General features: G+C 42.0%; 15 protein-coding genes and 1 pseudogene. 11 read left to right on the top strand and 5 right to left on the bottom strand.

The features are described 5' to 3' along the window. The first annotated feature begins 43 nt into the window (after positions 1-43). The 6 genes from leuC to HWQ37_RS11945 all read left to right on the top strand — a co-directional run bounded on the left by leuC (position 44) and on the right by HWQ37_RS11945 (position 7,638). A complete protein-coding gene (gene leuC, locus HWQ37_RS11970; RefSeq protein ID WP_292747404.1) occupies positions 44-1,447 on the top strand; it encodes a 3-isopropylmalate dehydratase large subunit in 1,404 nt (467 codons plus the stop codon). 95 nt (positions 1,448-1,542) lie between these two features. Then, positions 1,543-2,151 (top strand): 3-isopropylmalate dehydratase small subunit, encoded by a 609-nt coding sequence (gene leuD, locus HWQ37_RS11965; RefSeq protein ID WP_292747401.1) that lies wholly within the window; start codon positions 1,543-1,545, stop codon positions 2,149-2,151. A 141-nt stretch (positions 2,152-2,292) separates the two neighbouring features. Further along, on the top strand, positions 2,293-4,239 hold the full coding sequence (locus HWQ37_RS11960) for a DUF4209 domain-containing protein (RefSeq protein ID WP_292747398.1): 1,947 nt from the start codon (positions 2,293-2,295) through the stop codon (positions 4,237-4,239). Next, positions 4,236-4,670, top strand: coding sequence for a type II toxin-antitoxin system VapC family toxin (locus HWQ37_RS11955; protein WP_292747395.1), 435 nt, complete (start codon positions 4,236-4,238; stop codon positions 4,668-4,670). Before HWQ37_RS11960 ends, HWQ37_RS11955 begins: the two co-directional genes overlap by 4 nt. A 535-nt stretch (positions 4,671-5,205) precedes the next feature. Beyond that, positions 5,206-6,747: a calcium-binding protein gene (locus HWQ37_RS11950; RefSeq protein ID WP_292747392.1), complete on the top strand. Its 1,542-nt coding sequence runs from the start codon at positions 5,206-5,208 to the stop codon at positions 6,745-6,747. 381 nt (positions 6,748-7,128) lie between these two features. Beyond that, the gene (locus HWQ37_RS11945; RefSeq protein WP_292747389.1) at positions 7,129-7,638 is read left to right on the top strand and encodes a DUF6174 domain-containing protein; all 510 of its coding nucleotides are present in this window, start codon (positions 7,129-7,131) and stop codon (positions 7,636-7,638) included. Positions 7,639-8,039: 401 nt separating this feature from the next. Here the strand turns inward: HWQ37_RS11945 and HWQ37_RS11940 are convergent, their stop codons facing one another. Continuing rightward, positions 8,040-9,236 (bottom strand): FAD-dependent oxidoreductase, encoded by a 1,197-nt coding sequence (locus tag HWQ37_RS11940; RefSeq protein ID WP_292747387.1) that lies wholly within the window; start codon positions 9,234-9,236, stop codon positions 8,040-8,042. Between the two features lie 124 nt (positions 9,237-9,360). Between HWQ37_RS11940 and HWQ37_RS11935 the strand changes: the two genes are divergently transcribed. The 5 genes and pseudogenes from HWQ37_RS11935 (at position 9,361) to HWQ37_RS11920 (ending at position 15,017) form a co-directional block, all read left to right on the top strand. Beyond that, positions 9,361-9,909 carry a (2Fe-2S)-binding protein gene (locus HWQ37_RS11935; RefSeq protein WP_292747384.1) on the top strand — a complete coding sequence of 183 codons (549 nt, stop codon included), beginning with the start codon at positions 9,361-9,363 and terminating at the stop codon, positions 9,907-9,909. Further along, positions 9,896-10,903 (top strand): FAD binding domain-containing protein, encoded by a 1,008-nt coding sequence (locus HWQ37_RS11930; protein WP_292747381.1) that lies wholly within the window; start codon positions 9,896-9,898, stop codon positions 10,901-10,903. Before HWQ37_RS11935 ends, HWQ37_RS11930 begins: the two co-directional genes overlap by 14 nt. A 304-nt stretch (positions 10,904-11,207) precedes the next feature. Then, positions 11,208-13,397, top strand: a complete 2,190-nt coding sequence (locus tag HWQ37_RS11925) for a xanthine dehydrogenase family protein molybdopterin-binding subunit (RefSeq protein ID WP_292747378.1) — start codon at positions 11,208-11,210, stop codon at positions 13,395-13,397. 197 nt (positions 13,398-13,594) lie between these two features. After that, a pseudogene (locus tag HWQ37_RS34845) lies at positions 13,595-13,741 on the top strand (IS4 family transposase); the annotation flags it as partial. A 715-nt stretch (positions 13,742-14,456) separates the two neighbouring features. After that, positions 14,457-15,017, top strand: a complete 561-nt coding sequence (locus tag HWQ37_RS11920; protein WP_292747375.1) for an ABC transporter permease — start codon at positions 14,457-14,459, stop codon at positions 15,015-15,017. An 85-nt stretch (positions 15,018-15,102) separates the two neighbouring features. On the opposite strand, the gene HWQ37_RS11915 is transcribed toward HWQ37_RS11920, so the two are convergent. From HWQ37_RS11915 to HWQ37_RS11900, 4 genes are all read right to left on the bottom strand, one after another. Beyond that, on the bottom strand, positions 15,103-16,515 hold the full coding sequence (locus HWQ37_RS11915) for a collagen-like protein (protein ID WP_292747372.1): 1,413 nt from the start codon (positions 16,513-16,515) through the stop codon (positions 15,103-15,105). A gap of 524 nt (positions 16,516-17,039) precedes the next feature. Beyond that, positions 17,040-18,062 (bottom strand): NADP-dependent oxidoreductase, encoded by a 1,023-nt coding sequence (locus HWQ37_RS11910; RefSeq protein ID WP_292747370.1) that lies wholly within the window; start codon positions 18,060-18,062, stop codon positions 17,040-17,042. 275 nt (positions 18,063-18,337) lie between these two features. Beyond that, a complete protein-coding gene (locus tag HWQ37_RS11905; RefSeq protein WP_292747368.1) occupies positions 18,338-20,500 on the bottom strand; it encodes a serine/threonine-protein kinase in 2,163 nt (720 codons plus the stop codon). Positions 20,501-20,564: 64 nt separating this feature from the next. Beyond that, a complete protein-coding gene (locus HWQ37_RS11900; protein ID WP_292747365.1) occupies positions 20,565-22,247 on the bottom strand; it encodes a serine/threonine-protein kinase in 1,683 nt (560 codons plus the stop codon). Positions 22,248-22,270 lie beyond the last annotated feature (23 nt).

Here is a 22,270-nt window from a genome sequence, read left to right as displayed (position 1 = left end):
TTGATACTATTTAAGGCCGGACTCCTTAAATATTGATTGAAGTATGAGCAAAGGTACCCTGTTTGATAAAGTTTGGGACTTACACACCGTTGGTACACTTCCATCAGGGCTGACGCAACTATTTATCGGGCTTCACCTAATTCATGAAGTCACCAGTCCCCAGGCCTTTGCTATGTTACGCGAGAGGGGTCTAAAAGTACTATTTCCAGAGCGTACCGTTGCCACAGTCGATCATATTGTGCCGACAGAAAATCAGGCGCGTCCCTTTGCCGATAGCTTGGCAGAAGAAATGATTCAGGCGCTGGAAACTAACTGTCAAGAAAATAACATAACTTTTTACAATATTGGTTCTGGCAGTCAGGGTATAGTTCACGTGATTGCTCCCGAACTTGGACTGACCCAACCAGGAATGACGATCGCTTGTGGAGATAGTCACACATCAAGTCATGGGGCATTTGGTGCGATCGCATTTGGTATTGGTACTAGTCAAGTCCGGGATGTTCTCGCTTCCCAAACCCTCGCCCTCTCAAAATTGAAAGTCCGCAAAATTGAAGTTAACGGCACTCTCAACCCCGGAGTTTACGCCAAAGATGTCATCCTGCATATTATCCGCACCCTTGGCGTAAAAGGTGGTGTCGGCTATGGCTACGAATTTGCAGGGACGACATTTGAGCAAATGAACATGGAAGAGAGGATGACAGTCTGCAATATGGCGATCGAAGGCGGTGCTAGATGCGGCTACGTCAATCCCGATCAAGTCACCTACGATTACCTCAAAGGCAGAGATTTTGCACCCATTGATGCAGATTGGGACAAAGCAGTGGCTTGGTGGGATTCCATCAAAAGCGATGCGGATGCTGAATACGATGATGTAGTCGTATTCGACGCGGCGGAAATTTCTCCTACCGTTACTTGGGGGATTACTCCCGGTCAAGGAATCGGTATCAACCAGTCAGTACCTCAACCAGAAGAACTGCTAGAAGAAGACCGATTTATTGCCGAAGAAGCTTATCGCTACATGGATTTATATCCTGGTCAACCGATCAAGGGGACAAAAATCGATGTCTGCTTTATTGGGAGTTGCACCAACGGCAGAATTAGCGATTTGCGAGAAGCGGCAAAAATTGCCAAAGGTCGCCACGTTGCAGAGGGAATCAAAGCCTTCGTTGTCCCCGGTTCAGAAAGGGTGAAAGAAGAAGCCGAAGCTGAAGGACTAGATAAAATCTTTCAGGAAGCCGGATTTGAGTGGCGTGAACCGGGATGTTCCATGTGTTTAGCCATGAACCCCGACAAATTACAAGGAAGACAAATCAGCGCTTCCTCCTCCAACCGCAACTTTAAAGGAAGACAAGGTTCCTCCTCCGGTCGGACATTATTAATGAGTCCGGCAATGGTCGCCACTGCTGCCATTAAAGGCGAAGTCTCCGACGTGCGCGAGTTGCTCTAACCCCACGGGATGAGAGACAAAACTCTCTTAAACTTTCTTCTCTTTCTTTCCTTTGTGTCCTTTGCGTTCTTTGCGGTTCGTTTTCTATAAAAATTATGGTGAGTGAAGTTAAAACAGTTTCAGGGCGCGGTATACCCTTAGTGGGCAACGATATAGATACCGATCGCATCATTCCCGCGCGATATTTGAAAGCCGTAACCTTTGATGGATTAGGCGAAGGTGCATTTATCGACGACCGAACAGCACTTAAAGGCGAACATCCCTTTGATCAACCCCAATACCAAGGGGCGAATATTTTAATAGTCAACCGTAACTTTGGTTGTGGTTCATCACGAGAACATGCACCCCAAGCGATCGCAAAATGGGGAATCCAAGCTTTAATTGGTGAAAGCTTCGCCGAAATCTTTTTCGGTAACTGTGTGGCAATGGGCATACCTTGCGTGACAGCCGATGCGGTTACTGTTAAACAACTGCAAGATTTAGTCGCTACTAATCCCCAAGCCACCGTGACAGTAAATTTAGAAACCTTGCAAGTGCAAATTGGTGATTACACTAGCACAGTTGCGATCGGTGAAGGCACAAGAAGCACATTTATTTCTGGAACTTGGGATGCTTGCGGTCAGTTGGTGGCGAATGCTGACCAAGTTCGCGCAACTGCTGCAAAATTACCCTATGTTGGTTGGGGCAATTTAGCCGCAAGTTAGCATTCTCTTATTCCCTGGCTCTGTCAGGGAATGCTCTCAATTGACCCAATGCACTAAGCGTTAATATTGAGGTAGAGCTAACAATAGCCTGATCTGCTTGAAATTTAGTATGGCAGGCATATAAAAAAGTGACTTTAAACCATGTCATTATTAAACACTTCCCTCACTAAAGAAGATTTCATAAACTCTGGCTGGCAGGACGTGGTTAATAGCAGCGAGAGAAAAGAGTGTCTGACTTACAACAGAGTCTTCTGGAACAAGGCACAAGAAGCAAAAGAGGCAGGAAATGTCAGAGAACAGTCCGTCTTTGAGATTCTAACGGTCGTGACTGGTGCTGCAATCCAACCGCGATCAAATGAAAAGTTTTTGGCTAAATTTGTTGAGCGCTTGACAGATGAACATCTAGATTTTTTGGCTGAGATTGTGGATGAAGTCTCAGACCCAGAGCTTCAAGCACGAATTGCAGATATTCTCTGGACTAGCAAACGACGTGACTCTTATAAAATGGCGCAGTTAGCAGTCACAGATTACTTAAAATCTGCCGCAGAATTAGAATATCTTGAAAACTGGACTTTATGTTTCGCTAAAATTGAACGGGCGCTCTGGCTAGCACGCAAAATTAATCATAAATTTGAAGATGTTGTTGCACATATCGAGAAAGTTATTGAACGCTGCAATGGAGAAGATCCAAAATTTTTATCAGCAAAGCTTATGGAGCTTTTACAGGAACACAAACGTGGTGATTTTAATAAATACGCTGCTCTAGCTGAGAAAGCCGCAACCCTATCAGAATCAGCGAATGATTGGCGTAGAGCAAGAAACTATTGGGAAATTAAAGCACAATGGCATCGTTTTGAAAAAGATGCAAAACAGGAACGTACAGCGCAAATGCAGGCTGCTGAAACCTATGTCAAAGAAGCTGAAGATAGCCTTAAGGGTATAGATGCAAGCTACCTCCGAGCGTCACATTTTATGGAGAAAGCTTTTGAAGCTTTCATGAATGTCCAAGGTACTAAGGAAGAAACTATTATTGCAAAAGAAAGAGCCGAAGAGGTTCGCAAGCTTCGTAGCCAGTATCAGGAGCAATCCTTAAATGAGTTAGTTTCTATGTCTCATGAAACAGATATTAGTGTTCAAGTAAATATAGCCAGATCGCACGTTAAAGGTAAAGAATTTTATAATGCACTCTTTTCTCTAGCATTTATAGGAACACCACCTAAAGTGTCTCAGCTTCGACAAGAAGTCTTGGAAATAGCTGTTGAAAATCCCATATATCATTTATTCCCATCTTCAATGATTAATCAGATGGGTAAAGTTGTAGCTCGTCAACCCAAGTTAGGCTTATCCAATAATCCAGAGCAGGTAGAAGAATCAATTCGTTTTGAGATGTATAAAAATGCAATCTACTATCAACAACTTCAGGCTCTGGCTTATACTGAGCCAGCAAAATATCAAATAAATTTGGAACATAATGTACAACTAGAAGACTTATTTCCAATTGTTTCAAATAACCCCTTTGTGCCACCAGGTAGAGAACAGCAGTTTGCGAAAGGGCTTTATGCTGGATTAACCGGAGACTTCTTCACATCAACTCATATTCTCATTCCTCAAATTGAGAATTCTATCCGTTATCTACTCCGAAAACACGGCGCACTACCCTCAAAAATTGATATCAATAAGGGAATTGAAGATGAACGTGATTTGAATACTACTCTTTTCCCCCGTAACTATCCACAAATAAACTCAATTTTTGATGAAGACACACTTTTTGATCTCCAAGGCTTATTAATTGAGCGTTCCGGTTCAAATTTAAGAAACCGTATGGCTCACGGTTTAATCAATGATGGTGAGTTCAACAGCCCTATCATGTCTTACTTATGGTGGGTCACATTACGACTTTGTTGTTTGCCAATCTTGAAAAAGCAACAGCAGGTTGAAGAGTCCAATCCTTGGGTTAAGTTTGATGGTATTTTCAAAGATGACCCACTTTTTGATGATTTTGTAGAAGATATGGCTGTAAATCGAAGTGAATTAGATGCAGAAGTCGCTGCTTATGAGGCTTCCTTAGAGGAGAATCAGTCAGCTTGAGCCAATATATCCTCGATACCGATCATGTTACTCTTTCTCAACATAGTAATTCTAAAATTCTACAACGCGCTCAAGCTGTTGGAAGTTCCAACATATTTATTACAACAGTCACACTCGAAGAACAGTTGAAAGGCAGACTAGCTTCTATTAGCAAGTGTGCTACTAAACCAGAACTGCTAGTAGTTGCTTATCGAAATCTGCGAATAACCCAGATTTACTTTTGTAGTATGAACTTGCTGGATTTTGATGATGCAGCCTACAGTTGCTACCAAAGTTTACGCCAGCAAAAAATCCAGGTAAGTACCCAAGACTTAAGAATTGCTGCGATCGCTTTGGCTAAGGGGGCAATTTTGGTTACTCGTAATCAAAAAGATTTTAGCAAAGTTCCTAATTTATGTCTTCAAGATTGGACTATGGATGGGTATTCTTAAAAAGACATAACACTAAATCCTATGTTGAATGTAATGTCTATTACACTAGGTAAGATATTGATTGTACGTTTTGTCTTAACGCTTGAAATTCTTTTTGGCATTGCTTTTAATGAGATTTGGCTCTTTTCATAAAAGTGATTTGCGACTGTGTAATAAATACATCTAAAGTGGCAGATATACTTAATAGGTATTTAATCCTCGCACATCAGAGGCACTATTTTAAACTTTAAAAAAATCGTTCAATCAGTTGAAAGCCAGTTTGCATAAGGCATTCACGAGCTATTCTTTCTTTTTAAAATGACTAAAAAGGTCAGTATATAGTCAAGTCTATCTAGAAAATTCATAGTGAAGAAGTTTTACAAAAACCAATATTCTGCATAAAAGAAGAATATCTCCCTGAGTAATACTTAGGAGCAAAAAACTATAAGTTTTGTAGTTCCTAGATAGAAACTAGTACTTCTATGCTTTTCCTAGAAATGAAGTATTAGTAACTCATTCTTCACTGAGAGAAATTAAGAATTTCGGAGTATTAATCATGGCAGTAACTTGGATTCCCGGGCCAGGACCGACTAATGGAGCAGATGTAGGTATTAGTAACGCCGCTTCTGATAACTTCAATGGTTTTGGTGGAAATGACTTCCTGTATGGAAATGGTGGTAACGATTTGTTACAAGGTGGCGATGGTATCGACTTTCTATCGGGTGGAAACGGAGACGATACCCTAATCGGAGATCGTGGTAACGATACCTTCATCGGCGGAAACGGCAACGATCGCCTGATCTGGAACAATGGTGATGGTAGCGACAGAATCAGTGGTAACGCTGGCTTTGACGTGGTTGAGGTCAACGGCGCGGGTGTGGGCGACAATTTCCGCCTAGAACAAGATGCTCAAGGCAAAGCAATCTTTGATCGGCTGAATCTGGTTCCCTTCACTCTGACTGTAGACAGTGCAGAGAGGTTTGAAATCAATGGTGGTGGAGGTGATGACACCCTTGATGTCAACAACCTGTCAGGAACTTCTGTAAATGCGGTATGGTTCACCGGCGGTGCTGGCAATGACTTACTCGATGGTAGTGGTACAGCGACAACGTTAAGAGCCTTTGGTGGTGAGGGTAATGACAGCCTGACAGGTGGTGCTGGCAATGACTTACTCTATGGTGATACTGGTAACGATTTGTTACGGGGTGGCGATGGTATCGACTTTCTATCTGGCGGAGATGGGAACGATACCATACTCGGAAATCGCGGGAACGACATCTTCACCGGCGGAAACGGCAACGATCGCCTGATCTGGAACAATGGAGATGGTAGCGACAGAATCAGTGGTAATGCTGGCTTTGATGTGGTTGAGGTCAATGGCGCGGGTGTGGGCGACAATTTCCGCCTAGAACAAGATGCTCAAGGCAGAGCAATCTTCGATCGGCTGAATCTGGTTCCCTTCACTCTGACTGTAGACAGTGCAGAGAGGTTTGAAATCAATGGTGGTGGAGGTGATGACACTCTCGATGTCAACAACCTTTCAGGAACTTCTGTAAATGCGGTATGGTTTACAGGCGGTGCTGGCAATGACTTCCTTGATGGTAGTGGTACAGCGACAACGTTAAGAGCCTTCGGTGGTGAAGGGAATGACATCCTCTATGGTGGTGCTGGCAATGACTTACTCTATGGAGATGCTGGTAACGATACCTTACGAGGTGGTAAAGGTAATGACATCCTGACTGGTGGCGCTGGTAGCGATCGCTTTGTCTTCAACTCAGGTGTTGCGTATAATAGTGCCAATTTGGGTGTAGATAAAATTACTGACTTCAGCTACTTTAGCGATAAAATTGTCCTAGATAAGACAACTTTTACCGGACTCAATAATCTGTTCCAAATTAGGATTGTCGCTAATGATGCAGCAGCAGCAACTAGCTCTGGACTCATTACTTACAGTCTTGGAACTGGCAACTTGTACTTCAACCAAAACTTGACATCACCAGGCTTGGGGACAGGTAGTCTGTTTGCCAACATTGATAACGATAACAATCAATTCACAGCCCCACCATTCTTATCAGCTACAAGCTTTGAGATTGTTTAGATCCCAATAGCCGCAATCATCAGCATTGCTAATTAGGGATAATTTAATCCTCCTCATACTTCAAGTACGAGGAGGATTATACAGCAGTTTTCTTTTAGATATCTCATTAGTTATCCTAAATCATTTGTGAAAAATTAGATCCCCGACTTCTCGAAGAAGTCGGGGATCTGGACACCACACATTTTCACAAATCAAATAGTATATATATTAATCTCTGGAAAACTTGACTATGGATAGGTATTCTTCAAAAATACATATTTATTTATCTCTCGAAGAACTTTAATTAAAAGATAAGGTTTATTTAAACAGCATTTTTTGAAGAAAATAAGTTGCAATTTGCTGTATGATAATAATTAGGTTTTTAAAATTAAAAGGATTAATATGCGTTTACCTATCATTATCAGTGGAACACTATTGCTATCTCTAAGCCTGAATCTACCAGCGATGTCTGAAACGACCGCAGATAAACCACAATGTCAAACACAAACGAATAATAACTTGAATTCAAGACGGTTATTTTTTAATAGCCGTTTGTGGGAGCGGGCAAATATTTCTAACTATCGGATTACGGTTAGCAATAGTTGTTTCTGTATACCCGATGCGAGAGGGCCAGTAATTATTGAAGTACGTAATGGTCAACCAACTTCAATCACTTCTGTTGCTACGGGTAAACCAGTTAATCCAGAATTCTTTCAAAAATACAACACAATCCCCAAGCTTTTTAATGTGATTCAAGATGCTATCAAACGTAAGGCATACAATCTGAATGTAGAATACAATGCTAAACTCGGCTATCCAACCAAAATTAATATTGATTACGATAGTAAAATCGCTGATGAAGAAATCTTTCTGACAATCGAAAATTTTCAGGAGATTAAACCTAGATACTAAGCTGATTACTTCCGTTCAATCTCGACTAAAAATAGGGGTAAATTAGCAACTCTAAAATGAGATTTAATATTAAATCCGGTAGCATCTGAATGATTAAAAAACCGCAGAGACGCTGAGGGCGCAGAGGAAGAGGAATAATTTCGATACAAACGGATTTGATATAATACTTCACTTTACCCCAAAAAATTAATGCGATCGCACTCCCATATTCAGTGCGATCGCTTTTTACAAAAATTAACAATTTGATGAAGTTATGTTGATTTCACGCGAATAATTCTCAATTATTCAACGAATTTGTTGCGTTTGAGGGCTTGACTAAAAACAGTCACTTTTGATATTCTGAAATTACTCGATAAGATTACCCCTTGCTATAACTTTCTGCGCTAACTGCACTCGAAAATTTAACTTTTTACAGATGGTTTGAAATTGTACACCCATTTGTGAAAATCATCATTAAGACTCATTTGGCGCTCTTGCGTCTGCCCGGTGGATGCCGCAAAGTTAGCGTCGTCGTAGTACCGCATCTCACCCAAGGCGCTACGAGCTTGGATAAGTTTTGTGCGCTCGATGCGATACTGTTCGTATTTAGTCAGAGCTTCTTGGAGATTAGCTGAATCAGAAAAACACTCTCGCAGTTGGTAAGCATCTTCAAAAGTGGTATTGGCTCCCTGTCCCATTGCAGGAGCCATTGGATGAGCCGCATCGCCTAAGAGAGTTACCCTGCCTTGACTCCATTGAGTTAACGGTGGGCGATCGCAAATCGGCCCTTCCCAAATTTCCTCGGCTGGTGTCTCTTCTACCACCGCCCGAAAGGATTCATCCCAGTCGGCTAATTCATGGAGAATGCGAGATTTCACTGCATCAGCGTTGTGGGAAAGGGAGTATTCAGGCGAGAACTTCCGACTAATCCAACTAGTATAGCCGCCGCCCACATTCAGAAGGTACATAAACTGTTTATTGCCTTTGACAAAAACTAGTTCATAGTCATTAAATAGCTCGTGGCGATACTTGATGACGGCACGCCAACACATACTACCGATGTAATTAGGCTTACCCTCGCCAAATAAACTTTCTCTGATGACAGAGTTAACGCCATCAGCGCCAATCAGCAAATCTGCATATACTGATTTTTTGCCATCAAAATGAATTTCCACACCATTTGTATCTTGTTCAAAGCCGATGCAGCGATGATTGAGATGAATGATTTCAGACGGCAATCTAGAGGCTAAGACTTGCTGTAGACGATACCACCAAATAGTCAACAACGGTTGTCCGTATTGCTCTAAATATTTAGTTGCGTTAGTTCGGATTGTCTCAGACTGAATATTCTTTAAAACCGTGTGGTGAACCTCGCACCCTGAACTTTTGAGAGTTTCGACAATTCCTGGCGCGATCGCATCTAAAGAATTTAAGCCATTAGGGGCTAGTCCTAGTCCAGTTCCCGCTGGACGAAATTCTTTGGCTTTTTCGTATACTTGAACCTCTATCCCTTGACTTCTCAGTGCGATCGCAGCAGCCAAACCGCCTGGGCCAGCACCGACAATAGCAACTTTCTCTACTATGGGTTGGGATAATTTCTCAGTTAAATTTGTATTCATATTATTAAGTCTATGTAACCTTTGAGCTAGATCCACAGTGGTTATTCTGACTCCTGAATTCTGACTCCTGAATTCTTCTTCAACGCTACTATAGTAAATGATGTAATTATTATCTACATAAGATATGGAAGAAAATTCTTTAGCTTTAATAACTTCAGACTCACGTACCCAGGAGGTGAAAATATTCGGTTCAGAGGAAGGAGAATTATCACTGACTGTCAATAATATATCTTACTCCCTGAAGTTAGAACCTCGTGTTACTTTACTAGATGCACTTCGAGAAAAACTGGGTTTAATGGGTACTAAAAAAGCTTGCGATCGCGGCGAATGTGGTGCGTGTACTGTATTAGTAGATAATCGGCGAATTAACTCTTGTATGACTCTAGCAGTTATGCACATCGATAGTAAAATTACCACAATTGAGGGATTAGCACAAGATGGTAAACTCCATCCGATGCAAACTGCCTTTATTACCCATGATGCTTTTCAATGTGGATACTGCACATCGGGTCAAATTATCTCAGCCGTAGGGATGATATTAGAAGAATTGCCCAAATCTGAAGCAGAAATTCGGGAAAAAATGAGTGGAAACCTTTGCCGTTGTGGAGCATACCCAAATATTATTGCGGCAATTCGAGATGTGCTAGAGGAAAAGGAAGATGCAGCCATTTAGTTATGCTAAAGTTACCTCAGAAGAAATAGCGATCGCCACAGTTGAGCAAGACAAAACTGCTGCATTTATTGCTGGTGGCACAGATTTACTCGGATTAATGAAAGATGGAGTGCAAACAGCGAATATATTAATTGATATTAATAGTTTGCCCTTAGCAGATATTGAATCTCAACCGAATGGAATCCGCATTGGTGCTATTTCTCGGATGAGTGATGTGGCTTTTCATCCCCAAATTCAAGAATGTTATCCCGTAATTAGCCAAGCTTTATTACAAAGCGCTTCACCGCAACTGCGAAATATGGCAACAGTCGGCGGAAATTTACTGCAAAAAGTTCGCTGTGGTTATTTTCGCGATCCGGTTTTTCCTTGTAATAAACGCACTCCCGGTATAGGTTGTTCGGCAATTACAGGTTACAATCGAATGCATTCCATTTTCGGAGCCAGCGAACATTGTATTGCCGTTCATCCCTCCGATTTAGCTGTAGCTTTGACCGCATTAGATGCAGTAATTTGCATCCAAGGAATAGAAACAGCACGGCGAATTTCAATTCATGATTTTTATCTTTTACCAGGTGAGACACCATCAAAAGAAACTCTATTACAGCCGGGAGAATTAATTGTTGCTATTGAAGTTCCAGATTCTGCATATAAATCTCATTATTTAAAAGTAAGAGATCGAGCTGCTTACGAATTTGCTCTCGTTTCCGTAGCTGTTGCCTTAGATATAGAACAAAATATCATCAAATCAGCACGCATCGCTTTTGGAGGAGTCGCACCCAAACCTTGGCGTGTTTGGGAAGCTGAGGAATTTCTCAAAGGGAAAGCAATTAACGAAGCTATTTTTACAGCCGCAGCCGCAACAGCAGTCAAAGAAGCAAAACCGCAAACAGACAATGAATTCAAAATTGAATTAGTCAAACGCGCTTTAGTACGCGCCCTCTCAGTTGTGGCGGAAGGGGACAACTTATATCTTGTACCTAGCCCTAGCGATTAGAAATCGCGGCTATACAAACGAAGTCCGCCTACGCGGACTAATACCATTTCTTTATGAAGCTGCGCCAAACCCTTTTAACTTCTTTCTTTCTTTTTTTCTTTCTTTCTTTGTGTCCTTCGCGTCCTTCTCTGACGAGACGCTACGCGAATGCGGTTCGTTTTTCTTTCTTGTACTTAAATATGGTTTAGCGCATCTTCATACAGAATTAGTATAAGGTCAAATCAGGGTTTTGCCTGTGTAGCCGCGACTTCTAGTGCAAGAGTGCAAAATATAAGACAAGAAAGAGGAGTAATAATTAATTGATATGAATGAAATTATCGGTAAACCACTCGATCGCGTTGATGGTAGGCTGAAAGTTACCGGAGAAGCACCTTACACCGCCGACGTGCCAATAGAGAATTTAACTTATGGAGTGATTTTTCAAAGCGCGATCGCCAGTGGTAAAATTATCCAAATAGACACATCCGCCGCCGCAGTCGCCCCCGGTGTCCTAGATATCCTTACTTACCAACAAACTCCATCTCTGGTAAAGATACCCTTCTTTGGCCCTCCACAACCTCAGTCAACCGAAAAAGACCATAACATTTACTACGATGGTCAACATCTGGGGGTTGTAATTGCCGAAACTTTAGAACAAGCCGAAACTGCTGCCTCTAAGGTAAAAATTATCTACGAAGAAGCCATTCCGACAGTCACAATGGCACGTACAGAGATATTTGAACCCGAATCAATATTTTTTGGCATGATGCCAGCCAAAATCACCAGAGGAGAGGTTGAATCGGGGAAAGTCCAAGCAGATGTCTTGGTGGAGCAAATTTATACCACCCCAATGGAACATCATAATCCCCTAGAACCTTCTGCAACGATCGCCATCTGGGAAGGGGATAATTTGACATTATATGAAACCACTCAAGGCGTTTCTGCAACCCAAAGCCGAATCGCATCTATTTTAAATATTCCCGAAGAAAATGTCCGCGTCATCTCCAAATATTTAGGGGGTGGATTTGGTTGTAAAGCCCTGCTGCGATCGCATACAATCTTAGCGGCGATCGCAGCTCGTCAAGTAAAACGCCCCGTGAAAGTTGTGCTAACGCGATCGCAAATGTACACAGCTTGCGGACATAGATCAGAAACTCAGCAACAGCTAACGTTAGGTGCAACCAAGGAAGGCAAACTAACCGTCATCGAGCAAATTGGGACATCCTTAACTTCCCTGTTTGATGACTTTACCGAACCCGTGGGTGCAGCCACAACCATGATGTACGCCTGTGCCAATTTGGAAATTAAATACCGTTTGGGACGCATCAACGCCGGCACACCAACCTTTATGCGTGGCCCAGGAGAAGCACCGGGAATGTTTGCCTTAGAATCGGCAATGGATGAACTGGCATACACCTTAAATATTGACCCAATTGAATTAAGATTAATAAATCATGCAGATATCGACCCGCACAAAGGATTACCTTGGTCAAGTAAATCCCTGAAAGAATGTTATCAAAAAGGCGCAGAAATTTTTGGATGGTTACAACGCAATCCAGTTCCCCGTTCCATGCGATACAATCATTTTCTAATTGGTTGGGGAATGGCAAGTGCGACATTTCCCACCAATGCGAGAACTGCATCAGTAAAAATAGAAATTTTTGCCACTGGAGAAGTGAAAGTACAAAGTGGTACTCAAGATATAGGTACTGGTACTTATACAGTGATGACACAGGTAGCTGCTGAAGTATTAGGTGTACCAGTAACGTTTGAATTAGGTGATACTAATCTTCCCAAAGCCCCGATTACAGGGAACTCAATGACAGTTGCGAGTGTTTCCCCGGCGGTGCATCAAGTTGCGATCGCAGCACGGGATAAGATAATTAAAATGGCGATCAAAGATGCAAATTCTCTGCTGTATGGATCGCAAATAGAAGATATTACCGTTGAGTCAGGGCAAATATTTTTAAAACAAGACCCATCAAAGCGAGACAGCTACACCGATATTCTGCGCCGTCATGGATTAGAAAGTTTAGAAGTTACAGAACAATCCTCACTCAATCCAGAGAGCCAACAATATGCAAAACATTCATTTGGGGCGATATTTGTCGAAGTTGCAGTCGATGAATTGTTAGGAGAAATCAAAGTTAGACGTTGCGTAGGCGTTTATGATGCTGGGCGAATTCTCAACTTCAAGACAGCGCGGAGTCAAGTTATCGGCGGGATTACCTGGGGAATTGGCATGGCGCTGATGGAGAAAACTGTAATAGATGCTAACCAGGGCAGAATAGTTGGTGCTAACCTTTCCGATTACCTGATTCCCGTTCATGCAGATATTCCCAATATGGAAGTGCAGTTTATTGAAGAACACGATCCTTATGTGAATACACTAGGAACTAAAAGCCTGGGGGAACTTCCGATTGTTGGGGTAGCTGCTGCCATATCTAATGCAGTTTATCATGCCACAGGTAAGCGAATTCGGGATTTGCCAATTACACCAGACAAGTTGTTGTGAATGATCGGACTTACGCACACTCTACGAATTATTGGCGTTCTTCTCTAATGATATCAAGTCTGGGTAATTAGTTATGATTCCCACAGTCATCTGTTAGTACGAGAAGGTTTATTATGGTGTGGTGTTACTAAAGTTGCCCAAAAATCACTGTTCAGTTTGGTTTTTAGTATTCCCCGCAGAGTTATTTGAGAATAGTCCTTACTTTACGTTTAATAGAAATTAAAGTTGGTAAAACCAGCTATTCTTACATTATTTCTGTCCTCGATGTCGTAGCAGATTTATATCGAAGAAGATCGAGAATTGAAGAAGCTTTTTACTCCGTAAAACGTTTATTGGAGCTAGCCTAGCTATTTTTGATAGAAATGACAGTTTTAGGATCGTATCGTTTAGCGATCGCACTAAACCTCGTAGATTTGAGTCTGTCAAAAATTATACGACAAATTGCCCATGTGTAGGAAAAGATTATAGATAGAAGGTAGGAAAAGTAGGAAAAGTAGGATGTTTTTCCTCCCCTCTTGATTATCAGGTTATTACACGGTAATTTGATGTATCAAGTACAGATTTTGAAAGGGAGTTTGGGGTATGTAAAAAAGTCACTGAGATTTTGGAATTTTTTCAAAATTTTCAGATTAAAAATATGGAAAAAAATAGGGAAATGGAGTTAAAAAAGCATATTTTTTAACTCTTTTTATATTGCTACTTAATTAAACTGCCCCATAGTAAGCTGTCTACATAGATCAAGGAGCGATCGCACGTAAGCTCTAGCAATAACTCCCTTATTTTGTCAATTCTGGAAATTGTATTTAATTTACTAATTAGGATTTGCTTTTCTGATAAAGTTTAGTAAAGTCAAGCTTCACCTCTTCTTTGTACTACCACTATCACATCGTAATAATACCTAACTTTTTTGATTAGTCATCAACGAGGAGAAGATATAAAAAAAATCTTTTAGCGATCGAATAAAACGTGTAATTTGATACAGTTTTTTCGCCCTATTTTGTGTTGTTGCCGCAGTATTTCCCCAATGTTTTCCATGAGAACTGAGGCAGAGAAAATAATATGTTTTTAGACATTTTAGCTAGCCTACAACGGTTATTTGTCGGTTACATTCCAGCCGTTGTATTGGGCAGTTTCATCGGATATTTAATCGGGATAAATAGCATGATTTATCAGCTATTTAGGCTGATATTTCAGATACCACATAGTATCCCTCCTATAGCTTTGCTACCTATTGCCCTAATCGCCTTTCAAGAGAGCGACTCTGCTGCTATTGTAGTAGTTTTTCTGGGAACTCTTTGGACGATGATCATTAATACAGCAATAGGGATGCAGCATTTCAAGAGACAGAATAATAACTTTCGAGTAGCTATATTTCATATATTTCATGCCTTGAAAGTTAGCATTTGGGTAGCCTGGTTTATAGTTATTGCCACAGAAATGTTAACAGGGCGAAAAGGACTTGGCTTTACCCTTTGGGATGCTTACAAAGCTGGCAATACAGATTACATAATCCAGGAAATCTTATACATCGGTATCATTGGCTTTTTGCTGGATCAGTTACTAGATTTTGCAGCTTATCTTCTCTCACAAATGGTTTCAGATGGGAAAAAATCTTCTTAAATTTTATCTAGTGGTCTATCAAATTCATTTTGACGATTAGAGAGACGCGATAAATCGCCGTCTCTACAGGTAATTTATCCATCAATTATTTATTGACAGGCTTACGGATTGCACCTTGCCAGCTAATAGTTTGCTTGGCAGAACGTGTTCCCAAAGAACGAGTTGCTACGACTTCAATATCAACATTGACACCAGGGCGTAAAGCTTCGTCAGGAATTTTGAGCTTGCCCAAAGCTAGGGTAAAACGGTTGTAGTCACGAGTCACAAGTTCGTTGGGAATATCGCCTTCATATTCAGTTTTGTAGCCAGAAAAACCCTGTAAGCTATCCTGAGCGCGAAATTTTACGCGAAACTGAGTATTAATGATATCAGACTTGGCTGCCAAATCTACTATTTTTAAGTTGAGGTTTTGTCCGGCATCGGCAAACTCTGCCACAGCTAACCGGGTGACATCTTTTTTAGCAATGGCATGGTTAACGGTAAATGTTGTTAAGTTAGCCTGACTTTTGGTGTTACCATCAACCCATAATTCTTCAGGAAAATTAATTTCTACTTCTTTGTTATCAGTTAAATTTAGTTTCACAACTTGATTGCCAAAGCTGGTAATGGGTTGTTTTTCTTGCCAAACTACTTGAAAAGCCTCTTCTAGACGCTGTTCAAACTCAAGGTAATCATCAGCGATCGCAGCACCAGGCGCAAGTAGAGAAGCAGCCCCTATGCGTTGATTCCACTTATTTTTCGAGAGGTTGAATTGTTTGTTTGTCAGTTCCGAAATTCCTACTTGCACAGTTGGAGTATCAGCCGCCAAAGCTTCCTTACTCTTGACAATACTCAAAGTTCCTAAGCGCCCTGGGCTACCATCGCTACCATCACTGCCATCTCGCCCATCGCTACCGTCACTACATCGATAAACTTTGTCAGTACACTTATAATCAGGGCTACCGGGAGTTCCCTTACAGATTTTCACTTCCCACCTGCGTCTGTGACAGTTGCAACCCTCAGTACCCTTGCCACCTCTACCACCGCGCCCACTTTGTCCACCAGTTGCCCGGACGGAAATGTTTCGTAAGTCTGCCAAATTAGTGTAATAGACTGTCAGGGAACCACCATTTCCCCCATTTCCTCCTTTGCCACCGTTACCGCCATTACCACCATCTGGTGCGCTGATGTCGTGGCTGATGCGATTGTCGCGTTGAGAACCACAGTCAGGGCGATCGCCATGTTCTCCATCTTCACCATCTTCACCATCTTTACCCGACAAGTCAAGATTTACAGGTGAACCATTGACAAAAATATTTTGGTTTTCACCGCTACCACCATCTCTACCCGATCGCCCATCGGTTCCTGCGCGTCCATCTCTGCTATAATTTCTGGCTACTTTATAGTATTCATCAGAGGCAACGGCTGGACATAAAACTGCACTAGATGCTGGCAAAAAGCTAGTAAATAAGCAGAATGTCAATAGTAGTGGCAGTTTACTCCTAAAACCATTGTGCATCTAGTTACACCTAAAACTTTAGTTTAACGTGTCGCGGAAGTCCCCACCTTATGAGTACATTGAAGGTGGGGATTGTGAGCGGGGGGTGAGGATTGCATCTGATATTGATTTTTTGCAAGAGCAAAAACAAATATCAGATGTATGACGAATCCCCAGAATTTTCTGATAGAATTATTTGGTCTTGACCCTCCGGGTTCAAAATCGCTCTACTTGGGGAGACCCCAAGACCGCGTTTTTCACCATCAATGCCATAAGCGAAAACCAAGCTAATAGGTATATGTTGCAAGAGAAATATTTGGGTCTTGGGAACCAGGACTTCTGCCCTTGGAGGGAATGTCAGACTTACCTTGTGCTATGGAGTTCTGGAAGCGATTCCCGATGAATTGGGAAGCTCCGTCCGTCTTACGGCGGGGTAGTTCACTTATCTACTTTTGACGCTGACTTTCAATAATTTGCTCCCTCTTGTCCAGTGATGTGCTACTGATTTGCGTTAACGTAGCACACACCTAGCTTAATACAACCGATCAAGCTGCTGTTGGGTCGTCATTGACTTTAATAATCAGCTTGCCAAAATTATCACCTCGAAGTAAACCGATGAATGCACTAGGAGCATTTTCTAAACCATCAACTACATCTTCTCTATACTTGAGTTGACCAGACTGTAACCATCCAGAAACATCGTGTAAAAAATCATTAAACCGATGTTGGTAATCACCAACTAAGAAACCTTTGATTAAAGCTCGTTTGATTAGTAGTGGCATTAAATTAGGCCCTGATGGAGTAGATGTAGCGTTATACTCCGAAATCAAACCTACTAATGGAATTCTTGCTCCAAGATTGATCTGCTGCAATACAGCTTCTAAAATTACACCTGCTGTATTGTCATAGTAAACATCAATGCCATTAGGAGCAGCTTCTTTGAGCGCTGAATTAAGTTCTTGAGTTCTGCGATTAATGCCAACATCAAAACCAAATTCTTTAACTATATAATCCCGCTTATCGTCACTTCCGACAATTCCCACGACTCGCGCACCTTTAATTTTGGCAATTTGACCTGCTACTGCACCGACAGCGCCAGAAGCGGCTGAAACCACAACAGTTTCACCTTGCTTAGGTTGACCGATATCAAGCAGAGCAGCATAAGCAGTCAGTCCAGGCATACCCAGTACACCTAAACTATAGGATAATCGTGCTTGAGTGGGATCGAGTTTACGCAGTGTTTCACCCTTAGATACAGCATAAGTTTGCCAACCGTTACTGTTAAGAATAAAATCTCCTACTTGAAATTGAGGATGATTTGATTTAATTATTTGGCTGACTGTCGCACCGACAATAACTGAACCCAACTCTACTGATGCAGCATAAGACTCAGCTACACTAATACGACCACGCATATAAGGGTCGAGAGATAGATAAATAGTGCGGCTCAGAATTTCGCCTTCACCCGGTTCGGGACTTGGTGTTTCTACTAGAGCAAAATCACTCTCTTTTGGTTCGCCGACTGGACGACTTTTAAGGATGATTTGTTTGTTAATTAAATCAGACATAAGTTATATGATGCACGCTTAATTACTTTATTAAACCTGAAGAACCCCAAAGAACCAAGAATCATGACTAATTATTCGGACAGGATATTAATTGAACATCGACTAAAACATTAGGCTTAAGGCGTATTTTCAAACTATTTATTTAGTGCATTAGACGTAGGTTGGGTGAAGCGGAGCGCAACCCAACATATATCAGGATGTTGGCTTTGGCAAAGCCTCCACCCAACCTACAATTTTTTTGCATAATTACGAATTACGAATTACGCCTTGCGGTATTAGGGGGTTGTCTCAGGAGTTGGTGTAGGTGTTGGTGTAGGTTCAAGTGTGGGAGTTTCTGTGGGTGTGGGTGTTGGTGTTGGCGTGGGCGTTTCTGTGGGCGTGGGCGTTGGTGTCGGCGTGGGCGTTGGTGTTACTGTTGGTGATGGCGGAACAATGGGATTTTCGGCTGCAATAGTGAGTTGATAATCTACTGGTTTCGTTGCTGTGGAAACCACGACAAACTCATAAAATCCATTTTCTGGTAATTTAGTTGACAAACTACGCTTGACAGAATCTTCTAAAAATCGAATTTTGCCAGAGGGTGAATAGACTGATAACAAAACTTGAGAATTTGCTTCTAGCTTCAAATCCAGAGATTGGTCTTTGGCAAGTCCAGCAATGAAGACTTTACCACCACCAGGTTGGAGAATACCGTCAACTGTTTTGCTAGTAGTCCCCGGATCGAAAACAAGTTTCTGGAAAGTGCTACCGGCGAGGATAGCACTGAGTTGATCGCTAACAAATCCGTACCAAACTTGTCCAATGGGCTGAGATCGGAAATCTTTACCACGCCGATCGGGGAATACATTGAAGAAAGCAGCGTCTCCCAAATCAGACAAAGAACGACTACCGACGTTGATTTTGTTGACTTCCACTTTCCAGCGATCGCGTTCAGCAGTTGTATAAGTTCCCAGCTTTTGACGTGATTTATTACTCAGTGGCGCTAGCTTTTCTAGTAATTCTGAAGCTGTTTTATCCCATTCTGCCCGCAAACCATCATCTTCAGGGCCATTGCTGAGAGTGCGTCCCCGTAAACTGGGGTTTCTGTCCCAAAAAACTTGATTCACTAAGTTCACGTAGAAGTTAGAGTCAATACCCAACTGTTGACGGCGATCGCTTAATTTTTCTTTACGTTCTCGTTCGACTGGCGAATATTGCGCTAAAGGATCGGTTGGTTGTTCGCTAGTTGGAATGGGGCTACCTGTAGGAGTAGGTTGGACTTGCCCGACATCACGTTTGCTACTCACTCCCCACCAAATTAATCCCACACTAGCAGCGACTAAAGCTGTCACCAGGAAGGTTTTTGTTGGTGTCCACCAGGAGGAAGGCGGGGGAGATGAGGGATATGAGGGATATGCAGAAGGTGGGGGAGGTGGGGAGACGGCGACGGTGGCGGATGTGGGTTGTGGTGGAGTGGGGTATTGAGTTGGCGGATAGTTTGGGGGTGAGTTGATCGCTTGGAGTACTTGACGGGCTGATTGATAGCGATCGCTCGGTCTGGCAGATAACATTTTATCTAATACCTGTGCCAAATCTTGACTCAAATTAACTTCTCGTCGCCACTGCCAACTGAGAGTATAGGTATCAATTAACTCTTGGGGTTGTTTTCCTGTCAGTAAAACCAACATTGTTGCGGCTAAAGCATACAAGTCGCTGTGGGGAGATACTAACCCAGTTTGCATCTGTTCTGGGGGTGCAAATCCGATTTTACCTAATAAGGTCGGTGCTGGCGGAGGTGCAACCATACCGGGTTGGTAATATTCGGAGGCCACGGTTGCTATTACTTGTTTGACACCGCCAAAGTCAATTAAAACTGGCATTTTGTCAACAGTCCGAAGCATTAAATTATCTGGAGAAATATCTCGATGAATTACTCCGAGTGAGTGGATGTATTCTAAGACGGGCAAAATTTGCAGGAACAATTGGCGTATTTCCGCCTCTGTAAAGCGCAAACCTTGTTGTATTCGGGTATTTAACAAAGAATTGTAAGTTTCCCCTTCTACATAATCTTGTACCAAAAATAGATATTCTTTGCCGCCTAAATTCAGCCGTAGCAGTTCTCGGAAGCGGGGAATTTGGGGATGTTGCAGTTTATAAAGAACACTCGCTTCTCTCTCAAAGAGTTCTTCAGCTTTTTGGACAACGTAAGCGGTTTGAACTTGGGGGGAAAATTCTTTTAAAACACAAAGTTCGCGGAAACGGTTGACATCTTCAGCTAAATAAGTGCGTCCAAAGCCACCTTGGCCAATTTGACGCACAATTACATAGCGATTGCCTAAAGTTAGTCCCGGTTGAATACTATAATTCATGGGCGTATCTAACAAATTTTCACCGCACTGGAGACAAAAGCGACTACCTGGGGAATTTTCATGTCCTTTAGAACAATATATTTTAGTCATTAGTTATTAGTCATTTGTCATTAGTTATTTGTTATTGGTTACTTTTCCCCAGTCTCCAGTCCCCTTATTTACCAGATTGTACTTTACTGACTTCATCGGCTGCGATCGCATACCAAATTTGACCAAAAGTCTGTTGATTCAGTTTTCTACGCTGCTGTTCGGGAAACAACTGATCGAATTTTTCATTTGTGTCTTTGGTCAACTGATCGATTGTATAGTTACCAAACTGCCCCGATCGCGCTTGTTGTCTCCATGTATCGTAATCTTTTTGACTATAGTTACCCAATTTCCGACGTGCTGTTGTACTGAGTTTAGCCTGTTCTAATTTATTCAATAAATCACCAGCGATACCAGACCATTCATCTCGTAAACCAGCATCTTCAGGTTTAGATGTCAGGCTACGTCCCTTTAATTCTGGTTTTTTTGTATAAAATAAATCATCTACTGTGCGAATAAAAAATCCTTCAGTAATTTCTAATTCTTGACGACGACTGATAATTTTCTGGAGGTCGCTATTTTTTCCTTTGTCGCTGTCTGGTTTACCGCTTGGGAAGTGGGGAATTTGCGGTAATGAGATTGAGGGAATGGTGATTGAAGTTACGGCCCGAATGGCTGCATTTCCCGCCGCCAAAGTTAATCCAATTAAAGCCGTCCCCCCTACACTTATCACAAAAGGACGAATCCAAACAGGCCAAGATATCGGTTTAGCAATCGCTTGTGTTTGCCTCTGGAATCTACTCACAACAGCACTGACGCGCTGTCTTCCCGGAGCAACTACCATTGTTTTTATCTTGGTGGTAATATAACCACCTGTGGATTTAGGCGCAGTTGATGATGGTAAATCTCTGAGGATTTGCTCGGCTCGTTGATAGCGATCGCTCGGTCTATAAGCCAGCATCTTTTTTAACACTGTTTCCAGTTGCGGGCTAACTCTAATTTCCTTTCCCCATCCCCAAATTCCCTGATAGCTATCGTATAATTTCTGCGGTTCTTTACCTGTAAGTAACACTAATGTTGTTACTGCCAAAGAGTATAAGTCACTACTAAAAAATGCTTTTCCCTGCCGTAGCTGTTCTTCGGGAGCGTAGCCTTTTTTACCCAGCAAAGTGTTATTTCCAACCAACTTGGTACGCCAAAAACCTTGAGAAGCTGGCAATTGTTTGACACCACCAAAATCAATCAGCACAGGTAGGTTATCAGAACGCCGCCAAATTAGATTATCGGGAGAGATATCACGGTGAATTACATCTCGTGAGTGGATGTAAGATAACACGGGTAAAATCTGTTGCAGGAGGGTAATTAGTTCTTCTTCACTAAAGGTTTTTCCTTGACTTTCGCGCTGTTCTAATAACTGGTAATAATTGTCACCATCCACATAATCTTGGACTAGAAAGAAAAAGTCTTTACTGCCTATCTTCACTTGTAGCGAGGCGTGAAAACGCGGGATTTGTGGATGCTGGAGTGTTTTCAGGACATTTGCTTCTCGTTCAAATAACTCTTTAGCTTTTTGTAAATCTTGATTTTCTTGTACTTGGGGTGCAAATTCCTTCAGCACACAGGTTTGATGGGATTTATTTATATCTTCCGCTAAATAAGTCCGTCCAAAGCCGCCCTGTCCTAGATGACGGATAATTTGATAGCGATTATCCACAATCTGTCCCACAGCAAGAGGTAATGGTTCACCACAATGGGTACAAAAGCGGCTACTACCATTATTTGTGTGTTGTTTACTGCAATAGAGCTGCATGGTGCTGAAGGATAAATTAAGGT

Origin of the sequence: Nostoc sp. NMS4, assembly GCF_017115095.1 — a bacterium.
Lineage (GTDB): Bacteria > Cyanobacteriota > Cyanobacteriia > Cyanobacteriales > Nostocaceae > Nostoc.
Note: the sequence above shows the minus strand (reverse complement) of the source record. Positions and strands in the feature narration are given on the sequence as shown.

What these genes read in the sequence shown, in the direction of transcription:
- leuC (WP_292747404.1), top strand. Translation starts at nt 44, where the DNA reads ATGAGCAAAGGTACCCTGTTTGATAAAGTTTGGGACTTACACACCGTT.
- leuD (WP_292747401.1), top strand. Translation starts at nt 1,543, where the DNA reads ATGGTGAGTGAAGTTAAAACAGTTTCAGGGCGCGGTATACCCTTAGTG.
- HWQ37_RS11960 (WP_292747398.1), top strand. Translation starts at nt 2,293, where the DNA reads ATGTCATTATTAAACACTTCCCTCACTAAAGAAGATTTCATAAACTCT.
- HWQ37_RS11950 (WP_292747392.1), top strand. Translation starts at nt 5,206, where the DNA reads ATGGCAGTAACTTGGATTCCCGGGCCAGGACCGACTAATGGAGCAGAT.
- HWQ37_RS11945 (WP_292747389.1), top strand. Translation starts at nt 7,129, where the DNA reads ATGCGTTTACCTATCATTATCAGTGGAACACTATTGCTATCTCTAAGC.
- HWQ37_RS11940 (WP_292747387.1), bottom strand. Translation starts at nt 9,236, where the DNA reads ATGAATACAAATTTAACTGAGAAATTATCCCAACCCATAGTAGAGAAA.
- HWQ37_RS11935 (WP_292747384.1), top strand. Translation starts at nt 9,361, where the DNA reads ATGGAAGAAAATTCTTTAGCTTTAATAACTTCAGACTCACGTACCCAG.
- HWQ37_RS11930 (WP_292747381.1), top strand. Translation starts at nt 9,896, where the DNA reads ATGCAGCCATTTAGTTATGCTAAAGTTACCTCAGAAGAAATAGCGATC.
- HWQ37_RS11925 (WP_292747378.1), top strand. Translation starts at nt 11,208, where the DNA reads ATGAATGAAATTATCGGTAAACCACTCGATCGCGTTGATGGTAGGCTG.
- HWQ37_RS11920 (WP_292747375.1), top strand. Translation starts at nt 14,457, where the DNA reads ATGTTTTTAGACATTTTAGCTAGCCTACAACGGTTATTTGTCGGTTAC.
- HWQ37_RS11915 (WP_292747372.1), bottom strand. Translation starts at nt 16,515, where the DNA reads ATGCACAATGGTTTTAGGAGTAAACTGCCACTACTATTGACATTCTGC.
- HWQ37_RS11910 (WP_292747370.1), bottom strand. Translation starts at nt 18,062, where the DNA reads ATGTCTGATTTAATTAACAAACAAATCATCCTTAAAAGTCGTCCAGTC.
- HWQ37_RS11905 (WP_292747368.1), bottom strand. Translation starts at nt 20,500, where the DNA reads ATGACTAAAATATATTGTTCTAAAGGACATGAAAATTCCCCAGGTAGT.
- HWQ37_RS11900 (WP_292747365.1), bottom strand. Translation starts at nt 22,247, where the DNA reads ATGCAGCTCTATTGCAGTAAACAACACACAAATAATGGTAGTAGCCGC.